The following is a 13,855-nucleotide window of genomic DNA, read 5'->3' as shown; positions in this document are numbered from 1 at the left end:
AACGCGATCCCCAAACATAGCTTGAACAGGTTCTCAATTCGACGACGCCTTCCACCGTCTGGACGAGGCCATCGCCACCGCCGCACGCGCTATCGACGGCTACCTGGGCGAGGAGTCGTGGACGGACACCGGCAACGGCCTGGTATCCAACGTGTACTACTGGCAGTCGCTGGAGGCGCTGCAGACGCTGATGCAGCACCCCGCGCACCTGAAAGCCAAGGCCGCACAGGCGCAGTGGCTCAATGGCTACCAGGTGGTGATTGCTCAGGTGCTGCGCACCTACGGAGACAACCAGCTCGCCGGGCTGCTGCCCACGGCCGCGCTGTTCACACAGGGCACTGCGCCCCACTAGTTTTTTCAAGTCACGGCGCAGAAGCCGCTTGGCAGGTCAGCGGATGCCACCCACATAGCGCGGCACCTCGGGGGCAGGCTCGGGGGGCGGTGCGGGGCGCGCACGCACCGCCTGCGCCGCTGCATCCAGCAGCGGTCGGCGCTGGGCGGAAGGGGGCGCTGCGTGCAGGGCCTGCTCCAGGCGGTCGGCCCATTCGGCCAAGTCGGGCGCGTTGTCTTCGGTGGCGCGCTGGCGCGCAAATCGCACGATCTCCTGCGCGTAATCCGCATTGGCCGCCATCCATTCGGTATCGGTCACGCGCCCTGTCTTGCGCCGCAACAGCACATGCAGGTGGGCGGCAATCGCCAGCTTGTCGGAATCGGACATGTTCGGCTCCTTACTGCATTGGGGTCATCCATCGGACTGCATTCGCTGGCCCGCACATCACAGGACGCGGCGACACATTCAGCCGCCCAGGCGCTCGCGGTGCTGGGCAATGTCCAGCCCGGTCTGCTCGCTTTGCTCGTCCACCCGCAGGCCCATCGCAAAGTTGACGACCCACAACAGGGCCGCCGTCACCACCAGGCTGTAGGCCGCCACGGCGCCCACGTCGATGGCCTGGGTCAGCAGGCTGCCCGTAGCCCCCCCGACGGTCTTGCTGGCCAGCACGCCTGTCAGCAGCGACCCCACGATGCCCCCAACGCCGTGCACGCCAAACACATCGAGCGAGTCGTCCACCCGTAGCAGCCGCTTGAGCCCCGTGGCGCCCCAGTAGCAGGCCAGCCCGGCCACCAGACCAATCACGACAGCCGAGCGCAGCGTGACAAAACCGGCGGCGGGTGTGATGGCCACCAGCCCCGCCACCAAGCCAGAGCACAGCCCCAGCAGCGACGGGCGCCCGCGCACCACCCACTCGCCCAGCATCCACGACAGCGCTCCGGCTGCGGCGGCCAGGTGCGTCACCGCCATGGCGAGCCCGGCGCGCCCGTCGGCCGCCACCGCAGAGCCTGCGTTGAAGCCAAACCAGCCCACCCACAGCATGCCCGCGCCCGCCATGGTGAGCCCCAGGTTGTAGGGTTCAAACGGCTCGCGCCCATACCCCGCGCGGCGGCCCAGAAACCACGCACACACCAGCCCCGCCACGCCCGCATTCACGTGCACCACCGAGCCGCCCGCAAAGTCCAGCGCGCCCATCTGCGCCAGCCAGCCCCCGGGCTCCCACACCCAGTGCGCTACGGGCGCGTACACCACCAGTGTCCACAGCCCAATGAAGACCAGCATGGCCGAGAACCGCATGCGCTCCACAAACGCGCCCACCAGCAGAGCGGCCGTGATGATGGCGAAGGTGAGCTGGAACATGGCGTACACCGACTCGGGAATCAGCGGCGCAATGTGGCTCACGGCCAGCTTGCCCGCCTCCAGCTGAAAGTCGAGCCCGGCAAAGCCGGCGCGGTCCCAGCCCCCCAGCCAGGCACTGCCGGGTGTGAACGCCAGCGAATACCCCGCCGCAAACCACAGCAGACTGACCAGCCCCGCGATGGCCACCACGCAGGCCATGGTGTTGAGCACGTTCTTTCTTCGCACCATGCCTGCGTAGAACAACGCAATGCCGGGCAGCGTCATCAGCAGCACCAGAGCAGTGGAGGTCATCATCCAGCCAGTGTGGGCCGCATTCACGGTGTCCTGGGCCACCAGGGCGGGGCGTGTGAGGGGCGCCGCTATGGCGGGAGCCTCTGGCACGCTCTGGGCCAGCGCGCAGGTGCACAGCCCCAGACACAACGACACGACCGCAAAAACCCGGTGGTTGACTGCACGCATGCACGCTCCCTTTCGCAATTTGTTACAAGCGCATTGCACGAGCCATGCCAGCCAGTTGCCACCGAATCGGGGCACAGAACGCCCACCGAGAGCCATCCGGCGCCCAACAACGGGGGGCGGGAAACCCCCAATGCACCAGCAGGGTGCAGCCGTTACAGTCACGGCACTCGAAAGCGCGCTTCGGTGTGCCAAGCGAGGGGCCCGAGGAGACAACCTTTCTACCAAGAACCACATTCAAAACACCCAACGAGGTGTGAACCCTTTCAGGCGCTGGCGATCCCAGCGCCTTTTTCTTGCCTGCTAGGGATGGCCTGCATAACCCTCGCGAGTCGGTGGTAGTGCGGATCGGGATGGGCCGCAAGGCGCCTTTTCACAGCCAATAGCCGGGCTATTGGCGAGAAAAGCAACGCAGCGGACCGCGCGACGCCGCGCTATCACCGACCGCAGGGAGTTATGCAGGCCATCCCTAGATCCTGAGCGGTCCTGAATCGATAGCAGGCCCGGTGCGACAATCCTGCGATGGAATGGATTTTGATGACCCTGGCCTCGCTGCTCGCGGGCTTTGTGGATGCGATCGTGGGAGGCGGTGGACTGGTGATGGTGCCCGCGCTGTTTGCGGCTTTTCCGGGCGCGCCCCCGGCCACGCTGCTGGGCACCAACAAGGCGGCCTCGGTCTGGGGCACGGCCATGGCCACCTGGCAATACAGCCGCAAGGTGCAGATCCGCTGGTCGGCCATGCTGCCGGCCGCAGCCGCCGGTTTTGCCGGCTCGTTCGTGGGCGCCTGGGCCGTCACCGTGGTGTCCGCCGACTTCCTGCGCAAGCTGCTGCCCCTGGTGCTGCTGGGCGTTCTGCTCTACACCCTGGCCAAGAAGGAGCTGGGGCGGCACCACACCCCCCGGTTTGCCGGCCGGGCCGAGGTGATCGCCGCCTGCCTGATTGGCGTGCTCATCGGCTTTTATGACGGGTTCTTTGGCCCGGGTACGGGCAGCTTCTTCGTTTTCTTGTTCGTGCGGCTGCTGGGCTACGACTTTCTCAATGCATCGGCCTCGGCCAAGCTGCTCAACTGCGCCACCAACATTGCTGCCATTGCGCTGTTTGCCGCCAAGGGCCATGTGTGGTGGCACTTTGCGGTCACGCTGGCCGTGGCCAACGTGCTGGGCAGCCTGCTGGGCACACACATGGCGCTCAAGCATGGCACCGGCTTTGTGCGGGGCATCTTCATCGTGGTGGTGAGCACGCTGATCCTGAAGACGGGGTACGACGCCTTCCTGCGGTAGGCCTGCTCTTCACGCTCCAGGCGTCGCTTGCCAGGGTGGCACCCAACTTGCAACGCGCTGCACGGCCTACCACCAGGGCGCCCCGAGGTCATCGGGGTTGCCCTGCATGGCCCGAATGTGAACGCGCGTCCTATAATTTCCGCACGTTTCCGTTTGATGACGAGGCCCATCGCCAACGGCGATGTCCGCATCCACCCGCTCCGGCCTGCCTACCCGCAGGCCGGATTTTTTGTACCTGAACCACCCCCCACAGGAACCTGTCATGCAATTTTTCAAGTCTGCCGTTGTCACCGCCGTGGCGCTGTGCGCTGCCCTCGCCGTCCAGGCCCGCACGCTGGACGAAATCAAGAAGGACGGCAAGATCATCGTGGCCACCGAGGGCCAGTTCGCCCCCTTCAATTACTTCGAAGGCACCAAGCTGACGGGTTTTGAGGTGGAAGTGGCGGAGCTGGTGGTCAAGAAGATGGGCCTCAAGCTCGAATGGAAGACCCTGGGCTTTGACGCCCTGCTGACTGGCCTGGGCCAGAACCGCTGGGACGCCGTGATCGCCTCGCACGGCGTGACCGACGAGCGCTCCAAGGCCGTGACCTTTGCCAACCCCCACTACTGCTCGGGCGGCATCATCGTGGCCATGGACGACAAGATCCGCAACGCCAAGGACCTGACCGGCAAGGTCGTGGCCGTGCAGACCGGCACCAGCTACCTGGAGCAGGTCAAGAAGGTCAGCGGCGTGAAGGAAGTGAAGAACTTCCCGCAAGACACCGACGCCCAGCGCGCCCTGATCTCCAAGCGCGTGGACGCCTGGGTCAGCGACAAGTTCGTGGCCAAGGAAGCCGCCGCCAAGAACGCCAAGGCCGGCTTCAAGCTGGGCGACATGCTGTTCATCGAGCGCATCGCCCCCGCCATGGCCAAGGGCAACACCGGCCTGGCCGATGCCTGGAACAAGGCGTTCACCGAAGTGCTGGCCGATGGCAGCTACGCCGCCGTCTCCAAGAAGTACTTCAACGAAGACGTGCGCTGCAACTGATGTGATGGCCCATGGGGTGCGCAGAGGGCCCAGGCCTGCTGCGCACCCTTTGCCGTTTCTGGTGGCGGGTGCATGATCGCCCCGCCCCAGTCCGATTTCCAACCAAGACCGTATGGTCGTCTGATCCATGCTTCTCGCTCTTTGGCCACAAGGCTGGTCCCGACAGCAGCGCAGCAATGCCACGCTGGTCGCTGCACTGGTCGTGATGGTGCTGGCCCTCTCGCTGCTGGGCCAATTGCTATCGTTCTTTCCCGACCCCATCGGCCCCAACGCCCAGGCGTTTTCTGAAGGTGCGCGCACCACGCTGTGGCTCACGCTGGTCAGCGGTGCCGTGGGCCTGGTGCTGGGCACCGCAGCGGCGCTGGCCCGCACGGCCCGCTGGACGCCCGTGCGCTGGGTGGCTGGCGTGTACATCTGGGCCATTCGCGGCACACCGCTCTTGGTGCAGATCCTGTTTGTGTACTTTGCCCTGCCGGTGCTGGTGCCGGGGCTCAACCTGCCCGACTTTGCCGCCGCCGTCGTGGCCCTGGGGCTGAACGTGGGCGCCTACAACGCCGAAGCGCTGCGCGCCGGCCTGCTGGCCGTGCCGCGCGGGCAGACCGAGGCCGCCCGCGCATTGGGCCTGGGCCGCATGCACGTCTTCCTGGACGTGGTGTTTCCGCAGGCGTTCAAGATTTCGCTGCCGCCGCTGGTGAGCAACTTTGTGGCGCTGCTCAAGGACTCGTCGCTGGCCTATGCCATTGGTGTGGTGGAGCTGACCAACGTGGGCAACCGCATCCAGTCGGCCACGTTCCAGCCCATCGCCACGCTGACCACGGTGGCCATCACCTATCTGCTGCTGACCACGCTGGTGACCCAGATCTCCAACGCCGTCGAATACCGCTTTGACGTGGAAGGGCGCAACCGATGACCGCGACGACGAACCAGCCCAAGCCCTACATCGTGGCCGAGCGGGTGTGCAAGTCGTTTGGCGCACACCAGGTGCTCAAGGACGTGTCCACCGTGTTCCACACCGGCGAGGTCACGGTGATCATCGGCGCCTCCGGCTCGGGCAAGAGCACGCTGCTGCGCGCCATCAACCGACTGGAGCCCCACGACAGCGGGCGCATCACCATTGACGGCGTCGAGGTGAGCGACGACCACGCCACTCTGCAGCGCCAGCGCTGCGAGGTGGGCATGGTGTTCCAGCAGTTCAACCTGTTCGGTCACATGAGCGTGCTGGACAACGTGACGCTGGCGCCCCGCCGCATTCGCAAAACACCACGCCCGCAGGCCAACGACGAAGCCATGCAGCTGCTGCGCCGCGTGGGCATGCAGGACCACGCACACAAGTACCCGTGGCAACTATCGGGCGGGCAGCAGCAGCGGGTGGCCATTGCCCGCGCGCTGGCCATGCAACCCAAGGTGATGCTGTTTGACGAGCCCACCTCGGCGCTGGACCCCGAGATGGTCAAGGAAGTGCTGGACGTGATGCGCAGCCTGGCTCGTGGCGGCATGACCATGATCGTGGTCACCCACGAAATGGGCTTTGCGCGCGAGGTGGCCGACCGGGTGATGTTCTTCGACCAGGGCCGCATCGCGCACGATGCGCCGCCGCAGGAGTTCTTCAGCAACCCGGCCAACGACCGCATCCGCGCGTTCCTGGGCCAGGTCAGCCACTGATCAGAATCCGCGCCGCACTGCAAAGGCCGCCCGGGCAACCGGCGGCCCTTTTTTCTTTTTGGTATTGAGGAATTTGTCGATGCGTACTGAACGCTGGGGCCTGATGGCCCTGCTGGCCGTGACCGTGGTGTGGGGCACCACCTTCCCGGCCATGAAACTGCTCTCGGCGCACCTGGACGCGCTGCAGATCATCTGGCTGCGCTTCGTGATTGCGCTGCTGGTGCTGGCACCGCTGTGGCGCGGCATGCTGCGCCACGAGCGGCGCTGGGGCTGCGCTTTGGGCTTGCTGCTGTTCCTGGCGTTCTGGCTGCAGATCGAGGGTCTCGCGCGCACCAGCAGCAACCGCAATGCGTTTGTGACCGGCCTGAACGTCCTGGTGGTGCCGCTGATCGCCATGGCCTTCCTCGGGCGGCGCTATGGCTGGCGCCTGTGGGCCGCCTGCGGGATGGCGCTGGCGGGCATGGCACTGATGTTCCACGAGAACGAGCCCTGGAACCTGGGCGATACGCTGACGCTGGCCAGCACCGTGTTCTATGCGCTGTACATCCTGGCGCTGGAAGAATGCGCGCGCCGCACGGCCGCACAGCCCCTGCGCGCCACCCGCATGGCCGCCGCCCAGGCCACGGTGATGGCCCTGGCCTCCACCGCGCTGCTGCTGGTGCAAAGCGGCAACATGGACTGGCTGCGCGCTGCGGCCCATTTGCCGGTGGACGCCCTGCTGGCCTTGCTGTACCTGGGCCTGCTGGCCAGTGTGGTGGTGGTGACGCTGCAGGCCTGGGGCCAGCAGCGCGTGGACGCCATGCGCAGCGCTATCGTGTTCGGGCTGGAGCCGGTGTTTGCCGCGCTCACGGCGTGGGTGTTGCTGGGCGAACAGCTGGGCTGGGCCGGGCTGAGCGGTGCGGCGCTGATTGTGGCGGCGCTGGTGTTCAGCCATATCCAGCCGTCACCGCGCACCGCCGGTGCTTAGGCACCCTCTGCAAGCAAAAACGGCCGGTAGCGCTAGTCGATATTGCGCCAACAGCTATGATTTTTAGAGCAACCTAGCGTCTGATCAGGGCGCCAGCAGCGGCACCTCGCTGGCCTTGCGGGGCTTGCCGATGGGCGCACTGGCCTGGCCCTTTTGTACGGCGGCAATGTCTTCTTCGCTGGGGTATTCGCCCATCAGCCAGTAGTCAAACACGCGTCGCGCAATCGGGGCCGCATGGGCGGCGCCAAAGCCGGCGTTCTCCACAATGGCCGCCAGGGCGATGGTGGGGTTTTCGGCCGGTGCGAACGCGGCGAACAGCGAGTGGTCGCGCTGGTGCTCTTCCAGCGCCTTGGCGTTGTACTTCACGTTCTGGCCCAGGCTCACGGCCTGGGCGGTGCCCGTCTTGCCCGCCGAGGTGTAGGGCGCGCCCATGAACACCCGCGTGCCCGTGCCGCCCTTGTTCACGGCCACGAGGGCATTGCGCACCAGTTCCACGTTCTTGGGCAGGTAGCCCAGGTTGACGCCGGGGGGCTGCACGATTTCGGTGATGGCGCCAGTGACCGAGTTCTTCACCGCCTTGGCCATGTGCGGGCGGTAGCGGATGCCGCCGTTGGCCAGCGTGGCCTCGGCCAGCGCCAGCTGCAGCATGGTGAAGTTGTTGTAGCCCTGGCCAATGCCCAGCGACACGGTTTCGCCCGGGAACCAGCGCTTCATGTCGGCACGCTTATAGGTGTTGCGCTTCCACTCGGTGCTGGGCAGCGTGCCCCGCACTTCGCCGTTGAGGTCGATGCCCGTGGACTGGCCGAAACCCAGCGGCTTCATGAAGTCGTGGATCGCATCCACGCCCATGTCCACGGCCAGCGAATAAAAGTAGGTGTTGCTGGAGAACTGGATGGCGCGGTGCATGTCCACACCGCCCAGGCCGCCTTCGTGGCTGCGGAAGGTGTGGCCGCCAAAGGTGTAGAAGCCGGGGTCGTTCACCACCAGGCTGGGCGAGCGCTTGTTCAGCTGCAGGGCCGCCAGGGCCATGAAGGGCTTGTAGGTGGAGCCGGGCGGGTAGGTGCCGCGCAGGGCGCGGTTGAGCAGTGGCTTGTCGATGGACTCGTTGAGTGCGGCCCAGTTTTCAGCGTCGATGCCCTCCACGAACAGGTTGGGGTCGAAGGTGGGCTTGCTCACCAGCGCCAGGATCTCGCCATTGCGCGGGTCGATGGCCACCAGCGCGCCCCGGCGGGTGCCATACAGGTCTTCGATGAGTTTTTGCAGCTTGATGTCGATGGACAGCATCACGCTGTCGCCCGGTGTGGCTGCGTGGCTGGAGAGCTTGCGCACGGCACGCCCACCCGCCGAGGTTTCCATCTGCTCCACGCCCGTGGCGCCATGCAAGGCCGACTCGAAGCTGTGCTCGATGCCCAGCTTGCCGATGTACTCCGTGCCCCGGTAGTTGGCCTCGTCTTCCGAGTCCTGGATGCGCGCCTTCTCGGTCTGGTTGATGCGGCCAATGTAGCCAATGGCATGGCTCGCTACGTCGCCCAGCGGGTAGTTGCGGAACAGCCGCGCCTTGATGTCCACGCCCGGAAAGCGGTAGCGCTGGGCGGTGAACCGCGCCACCTCCTGGTCGGTCAAGCGGGTGCGGATGGGCAGGGATTCGAAGTTGCGCGACTCTTCCATGAGTCGCTTGAACCGGCGGCGATCGCGCGCCTGGATGTCTACCACCTTGGACAGGGCGTCGATGGTCTCGTCCAGCACCCCCGCGCGCGAGGGCGTGATCTCCAGCGTGTAAGCCGAGTAGTTGGTGGCCAGCACCACACCGTTGCGGTCCAGGATGAGCCCCCGGTTGGGCACGATGGGCACCACGGCCGTGCGGTTGCTTTCGGCCTGGGCAGCCAGGTCCTCATGGCGCACCACCTGCAGGTACACCAGGCGCGCCGCCACCAGGCAGAACGCTGCCATCACCACCAGGCCCACCACCACGGCGCGGACCCGGAACCGCGAGGCGTCGGCTTCGCTGCTGCGCACCTCGGTCATGCGCCAACTCCCGGGCGCCACCAAGCCGCAGCACAGCACAACGACGCGAAGCAGCTCATACGGTGCGTCATGTCACAAAGGCCGGTTCTGGTCGCTGTCAGGCGGGCGGCGCTGGGGTGCCAGCAGCACCCAGCTGGCCAGGGGCCACAGCAGCGCCTCCAGGAACGGGGCCAGAAAGCTCCAGAACCCCGGGAAAATTCCGCCGGCCGCCATGCGCAGCATCAGCTCGATGGCATGGGCAATCGCAAACAACGGAAACACCTGCAGCGCCTGCGACGGCACACTGAACCACAGCAGGCGGCGGTGGATGGCGATGGCACCGAACGACAGCACGGTGTAGGACAGCGCATGCTGACCCAGCAGCGCAGACTGGCTCACGTCCATGCACAGGCCCAGCACAAACGCTGCCCCCATGCCAATACGCAGCGGCTGGTGCACACCCCAGAACACCAGCAGCACCATCAGCAGATCGGGCATCCACACCACACGGCCCAGCGGCAGCATGTTGATGGCCAGGCCCGCAGCCAGACTGGCCCAGATGAATACCGGGTTCACCGGCATCAACAGGGGCTCACCCCGCGGCATGATCATCGCGGGCCTCCTTGTGTGGGGGTCATCAGGGTGAAGCGGTGGCTCATTTGCGGCCTCCGCGTTTGGTCGCAGGCGCGGCCGGGGCCGCATCCGGGCGGGGCAATTCGTTGTCGCCCAGCGGCTTAAGCACCACCACGTGGCGCGCGCCCTGCACCTGGGCCAGTGGCGCGCAGTAGATGCGCGCAAAGGCAGAGTCGGCCCGGCGCTCCACCTTCACCACGCGTGCCACGGGCAGGCCGGGGGCGTACAAGCCGTCCACGCCGCTCGTGGTCAGCAGGTCGTCTTCGCGGATGTCAGCGTTGGCTGGCATGAAGCGCAGTTCCATGCCGCCGCCATGGCCCGCCACCGGGTCGCCATAGGCCACGCCGCGCACGCCGGTGCGGATGTTCAGCACCGGAATCGCCTGGTCACGGTCCACCAGCAGCGTGACTTCGCTGACCAGCGGAAACACGCGGGTGACCTGGCCCAGCACGCCCGCTTCGTCCATCACGGGAGCGCCCAGCTCCACGCCGCCCAGCTGTCCCCGGTCCAGCACCACGCGGCGCGTGTAGGGATCGGCGGTGTCGTAGATCACCTCGGCCGCCTGCGCAGGGGTCAGCAGCCGGTCGCGCAGTTCCAGCAGTTTGCGCAGCCGCTGGTTTTCCATGGCCAGCTGGTCGGCCTGGTTGGCGCGCTGGCCCATCACGGTCATCTTCTTGCGGGCAGCGTCCAGGTCTTCTTGCGCGGTTTGCAGCGACTGGAAATAGCTGCGCCCGTGGCTCGCAAATTCCACCGGCTGCAGCATGAGCCACTGCACCGGGTACAGCACCGTAGCCACAGCCTGGCGAAAGGGGCCGGTGATCTGGAAGCGTGCGTCGGCCACCATGAGAAACAGCGCCAGCGCACTGAACACGGCCAAACGCGACAGGGCCGAAGGGCCCTGTTTGAAGAAAGGGGGAGCGCTGCGCTCCAGAGTACCCAGGGGCATGGTGCGCAGCGGTCAGTGTCTGCCGCGGGGAGCGGGCTCCACGGGCGGGTGCTCAGAAACAAGCATTGGAGCAGGGGCAGTCATGCAATTCGGAGCGCAAAAAAAGTGCCTGCAGCATACAGGCCTGCCGGCTTATTCGCTCGTGAAAATGCTGCCCAGGCGGTCCATGCGCTCCAGGGCGATGCCGCAGCCGCGCACCACGCAGGTCAGCGGGTCTTCGGCCACCAGCACGGGCAGGCCGGTTTCTTCGGCCAGCAGGCGGTCCAGGTCACGCAGCAGCGCGCCGCCGCCGGTGAGCATCATGCCGCGGTCGGCAATGTCGGCGCCCAGCTCGGGGGGGGTTTGTTCCAGCGCGTTCTTCACGGCTGAGACGATCTGGTTGAGCGGGTCAGTCAGGGCTTCCAGCACTTCATTGCTGGAGATGGTGAAGCTGCGTGGCACGCCTTCGGACAGGTTGCGGCCTTTGACTTCCATCTCGCGCACTTCGGAGCCCGGGAAGGCCGAACCGATGTTCTTCTTGATGGCTTCGGCCGTGGGCTCACCGATCAGCATGCCGTAGTTGCGGCGGATGTAGCTGATGATGGCTTCGTCGAACTTGTCACCACCCACACGGACGCTGCCCTTGTAGACCATGCCGCCCAGCGAGATCACGCCCACCTCGGTGGTACCGCCGCCGATGTCCACCACCATGGAGCCCGAGGCTTCCGAGACGGGCAGGCCGGCGCCGATACCGGCCGCCATGGGTTCTTCAATCAGGTACACAGCCGTGGCGCCTGCAGCCTCGGCGGCGTCCTTGATGGCGCGGCGCTCGACCTGGGTGGAGCCACAGGGCACGCAGATGATGATGCGCGGGCTGGGGGTGAACAGCGTGCGCGGGTGCACCATCTTGATGAACTGCTTGATCATCTGCTCGGTGATCACGAAGTCGGCGATCACGCCGTCCTTCATCGGGCGGATGGCTTCGATGTTGCCGGGCACCTTGCCCAGCATGGCCTTGGCCTCGTGGCCTACGGCCTGGATGACTTTCTTGCCGTGGGGGCCGCCTTCGTGGCGAATGGCGACGACGGAGGGTTCGTCGAGGACGATGCCTTTGTCGCGGGCGAAGATGAGGGTGTTGGCTGTGCCAAGGTCAATGGCCAGGTCGGTGGAGAAGTACCGACGGAAAGCTCCGAACATTCAAAAGTCCTCTCGGGCACGGCATGCGCGTCGGCCTGCCATCGCCAGGTATTTCAGGGGGTGTTTATTGGCTTTTTTCACGCAATTGACTCCCATTCCGGGAGCTTTGCGGCAAAGCCGGGATAATACCCCATCCCCTGTGAATAACTCCCTCCGGCGCGGGCCGGATCACAGCTTTACGTCTGGTTTCTTTAGATTTTCCTCCCTATGGCACTGACCCCCCAGGACATCGGCCGCATTGCCAACTTGGCGCGGCTTGAGCTGACACCTTCCGAAAGTGAGCGCATGCTCACCCAGCTCAACGGCTTCTTTGACATCGTGGAACAGATGCGGGCTGTGGATACTTCGGGCGTCACGCCCCTGGCACACCCCGTGGCCGCCATCCAGGACGTGCAGCTGCGCCTGCGCGACGACGTGGCCAGCGAGCCCAACCAGCGCGAAGCCAACCAGCAAAGCGCCCCCGCCGTCGAACGAGGCCTGTTCCTCGTGCCCAAAGTGATCGAGTAAGAACCCCGCCGCATGACTTCCACCGCATTGCATGACCTGGGCGTGGCCCAGCTGGCCACCGAGCTGCGCGAGCGCCGCGTCTCGGCCGTCGAGGCCGCCCAGCATTTCCTCGACCGCGCACAAGCCCACCAGAACCTGGGCGCCTACGTGGCCGTGAACCCCGACATCACCCTGGCCCAGGCCCGCGCCCAGGACGCTGCCATTGCAGCTGGCACCGCAGGCCCCCTGGCTGGCGTGCCGATTGCGCACAAGGACATCTTCGTCACCAAGGGCTTCCCCAGCACCGCCGGCTCCAAGATGCTCGCGGGCTACCAGTCGCCGTTTGACGCCACCGTGGTCACCAGGCTGGCCGATGCGGGCACCGTGACACTGGGCAAGCTCAACTGCGACGAGTTCGCTATGGGCTCGGCCAACGAAAACTCGGCCGTCGCCCCCGTGGGCTTTGACGCCCCCGCCCCCGTGCGCAACCCCTGGGCCACCGACCGCATTCCGGGCGGTTCGTCCGGCGGCAGCGCCGTGGCCGTGGCTGCGCGCCTGGCCCCGGCCGTCACCGGCACCGACACGGGCGGCTCCATCCGCCAGCCCGCCTCGTTCTGTGGCATCACCGGCATCAAGCCGACCTATGGCCGCGCCAGCCGCTACGGCATGATTGCTTTCGCCTCCAGCCTCGACCAGGCGGGCCCCATGGCCCGCTCGGCCGAAGACTGCGCGCTGCTGCTGTCCGCCATGTGCGGCCCCGACCCGGACCGCGACTCCACCAGTCTGGACGTGCCGGCCGAAAACTTCAGCGCCAAGCTCAATGACAGCATCGACGGCCTGCGCATCGGCATCCCCGCCGAGTTCTTTGGCGAAGGTCTCGCGCCCGATGTGCGCGCTGCCGTGGACGGTGCCCTGAAGGAATACGAGAAGCTCGGCGCCAAGCTCGTACCCATCAGCCTGCCGCGCACGCAGCTGTCCATCCCGGTCTACTACATCATTGCCCCGGCCGAGGCGTCGTCCAACCTCTCCCGCTTTGACGGTGTGAAGTTTGGCCACCGCGCCAAGGATTACACCGACCTGGTGGACATGTACAAGAAGACCCGTGCCGAAGGCTTTGGTGACGAGGTCAAGCGCCGCATCATGATTGGCGCCTATGTGCTCTCGCACGGCTACTACGACGCCTACTACCTGCAGGCGCAAAAAATCCGCCGCATGATCGCCGACGACTTCCAGAACGCGTTCAAGGAGTGCGACATCATCGCCGGCCCGGTGGCACCCACCGTGGCCTGGAAGCTGGGTGACCACGGCAACGACCCGCTGGCCGACTACCTGGCCGACATCTTCACCCTGCCCGGCTCGCTGGCTGGCCTGCCCGGCATGAGCGTGCCCGCTGGTTTTGGCGAAGGCGGTATGCCTGTGGGCCTGCAGCTGCTGGGCAACTACTTCCAGGAAGCCCGCCTCTTGAACGCTGCGCACCGCCTGCAGCAAGCCACCGACTTCCACCTCCGCCGTCCGGAGGGCTTCTGA

14 protein-coding genes are annotated in these 13,855 nt (G+C 66.2%); 8 read left to right on the top strand and 6 right to left on the bottom strand.

Going from position 1 to position 13,855, the window contains the following annotated elements; all coding sequences use genetic code 11:
- The first annotated feature begins 58 nt into the window (after positions 1-58).
- Entirely contained in the window at positions 59-352 is a 294-nt protein-coding gene (locus C380_RS01645) for an antibiotic biosynthesis monooxygenase (protein ID WP_051022454.1), read from the top strand.
- 36 nt (positions 353-388) lie between these two features.
- On the opposite strand, the gene C380_RS01640 is transcribed toward C380_RS01645, so the two are convergent.
- Both C380_RS01640 and C380_RS01635 read right to left on the bottom strand, forming a co-directional pair.
- Complete coding sequence (locus C380_RS01640) at positions 389-718, bottom strand: hypothetical protein (RefSeq protein WP_015012155.1); 330 nt, start codon at positions 716-718, stop codon at positions 389-391.
- Positions 719-796: 78 nt separating this feature from the next.
- Positions 797-2,149, bottom strand: a complete 1,353-nt coding sequence (locus C380_RS01635; RefSeq protein WP_015012154.1) for an ammonium transporter — start codon at positions 2,147-2,149, stop codon at positions 797-799.
- 519 nt (positions 2,150-2,668) lie between these two features.
- Here C380_RS01635 and C380_RS01630 point away from each other — a divergent pair.
- The 5 genes from C380_RS01630 (at position 2,669) to C380_RS01610 (ending at position 7,083) form a co-directional block, all read left to right on the top strand.
- Positions 2,669-3,427, top strand: a complete 759-nt coding sequence (locus C380_RS01630) for a TSUP family transporter (RefSeq protein WP_015012153.1) — start codon at positions 2,669-2,671, stop codon at positions 3,425-3,427.
- 262 nt (positions 3,428-3,689) lie between these two features.
- Complete coding sequence (locus C380_RS01625) at positions 3,690-4,454, top strand: ABC transporter substrate-binding protein (RefSeq protein ID WP_015012152.1); 765 nt, start codon at positions 3,690-3,692, stop codon at positions 4,452-4,454.
- 127 nt (positions 4,455-4,581) lie between these two features.
- Positions 4,582-5,364: an amino acid ABC transporter permease gene (locus C380_RS01620; RefSeq protein WP_015012151.1), complete on the top strand. Its 783-nt coding sequence runs from the start codon at positions 4,582-4,584 to the stop codon at positions 5,362-5,364.
- Positions 5,361-6,116 carry an amino acid ABC transporter ATP-binding protein gene (locus C380_RS01615; protein ID WP_015012150.1) on the top strand — a complete coding sequence of 252 codons (756 nt, stop codon included), beginning with the start codon at positions 5,361-5,363 and terminating at the stop codon, positions 6,114-6,116. The genes C380_RS01620 and C380_RS01615 overlap by 4 nt, the downstream gene beginning before the upstream one ends.
- Positions 6,117-6,195: 79 nt before the next feature.
- A complete protein-coding gene (locus tag C380_RS01610) occupies positions 6,196-7,083 on the top strand; it encodes a DMT family transporter (protein WP_015012149.1) in 888 nt (295 codons plus the stop codon).
- An 84-nt stretch (positions 7,084-7,167) separates the two neighbouring features.
- On the opposite strand, the gene mrdA is transcribed toward C380_RS01610, so the two are convergent.
- The 4 genes from mrdA to C380_RS01590 all read right to left on the bottom strand — a co-directional run bounded on the left by mrdA (position 7,168) and on the right by C380_RS01590 (position 11,842).
- Positions 7,168-9,108, bottom strand: a complete 1,941-nt coding sequence (mrdA, locus tag C380_RS01605) for a penicillin-binding protein 2 (RefSeq protein WP_015012148.1) — start codon at positions 9,106-9,108, stop codon at positions 7,168-7,170.
- Between the two features lie 72 nt (positions 9,109-9,180).
- Complete coding sequence (gene mreD / locus C380_RS01600; protein WP_015012147.1) at positions 9,181-9,699, bottom strand: rod shape-determining protein MreD; 519 nt, start codon at positions 9,697-9,699, stop codon at positions 9,181-9,183.
- 43 nt (positions 9,700-9,742) lie between these two features.
- Positions 9,743-10,666 (bottom strand): rod shape-determining protein MreC, encoded by a 924-nt coding sequence (mreC, locus tag C380_RS01595; RefSeq protein WP_015012146.1) that lies wholly within the window; start codon positions 10,664-10,666, stop codon positions 9,743-9,745.
- A 132-nt stretch (positions 10,667-10,798) separates the two neighbouring features.
- On the bottom strand, positions 10,799-11,842 hold the full coding sequence (locus C380_RS01590; RefSeq protein ID WP_008907364.1) for a rod shape-determining protein: 1,044 nt from the start codon (positions 11,840-11,842) through the stop codon (positions 10,799-10,801).
- A gap of 207 nt (positions 11,843-12,049) precedes the next feature.
- Here C380_RS01590 and gatC point away from each other — a divergent pair, with 207 nt between their 5' ends.
- Entirely contained in the window at positions 12,050-12,349 is a 300-nt protein-coding gene (gene gatC, locus C380_RS01585) for an Asp-tRNA(Asn)/Glu-tRNA(Gln) amidotransferase subunit GatC (protein WP_015012145.1), read from the top strand.
- 12 nt (positions 12,350-12,361) lie between these two features.
- A complete protein-coding gene (gene gatA, locus C380_RS01580) occupies positions 12,362-13,855 on the top strand; it encodes an Asp-tRNA(Asn)/Glu-tRNA(Gln) amidotransferase subunit GatA (protein ID WP_015012144.1) in 1,494 nt (497 codons plus the stop codon).

Origin of the sequence: Acidovorax sp. KKS102 (assembly GCF_000302535.1) — a bacterium.
GTDB lineage: Bacteria > Pseudomonadota > Gammaproteobacteria > Burkholderiales > Burkholderiaceae_C > Acidovorax.
Note: the sequence above shows the minus strand (reverse complement) of the source record. Positions and strands in the feature narration are given on the sequence as shown.

Coding starts and splice junctions, on each gene's coding strand:
- C380_RS01640 (WP_015012155.1), bottom strand. CDS start 718: ATGTCCGATTCCGACAAGCTGGCGATTGCCGCCCACCTGCATGTGCTG.
- C380_RS01635 (WP_015012154.1), bottom strand. CDS start 2,149: ATGCGTGCAGTCAACCACCGGGTTTTTGCGGTCGTGTCGTTGTGTCTG.
- C380_RS01630 (WP_015012153.1), top strand. CDS start 2,669: ATGGAATGGATTTTGATGACCCTGGCCTCGCTGCTCGCGGGCTTTGTG.
- C380_RS01625 (WP_015012152.1), top strand. CDS start 3,690: ATGCAATTTTTCAAGTCTGCCGTTGTCACCGCCGTGGCGCTGTGCGCT.
- C380_RS01620 (WP_015012151.1), top strand. CDS start 4,582: ATGCTTCTCGCTCTTTGGCCACAAGGCTGGTCCCGACAGCAGCGCAGC.
- C380_RS01615 (WP_015012150.1), top strand. CDS start 5,361: ATGACCGCGACGACGAACCAGCCCAAGCCCTACATCGTGGCCGAGCGG.
- C380_RS01610 (WP_015012149.1), top strand. CDS start 6,196: ATGCGTACTGAACGCTGGGGCCTGATGGCCCTGCTGGCCGTGACCGTG.
- mrdA (WP_015012148.1), bottom strand. CDS start 9,108: ATGACCGAGGTGCGCAGCAGCGAAGCCGACGCCTCGCGGTTCCGGGTC.
- mreD (WP_015012147.1), bottom strand. CDS start 9,699: ATGATCATGCCGCGGGGTGAGCCCCTGTTGATGCCGGTGAACCCGGTA.
- mreC (WP_015012146.1), bottom strand. CDS start 10,666: ATGCCCCTGGGTACTCTGGAGCGCAGCGCTCCCCCTTTCTTCAAACAG.
- C380_RS01590 (WP_008907364.1), bottom strand. CDS start 11,842: ATGTTCGGAGCTTTCCGTCGGTACTTCTCCACCGACCTGGCCATTGAC.
- gatC (WP_015012145.1), top strand. CDS start 12,050: ATGGCACTGACCCCCCAGGACATCGGCCGCATTGCCAACTTGGCGCGG.
- gatA (WP_015012144.1), top strand. CDS start 12,362: ATGACTTCCACCGCATTGCATGACCTGGGCGTGGCCCAGCTGGCCACC.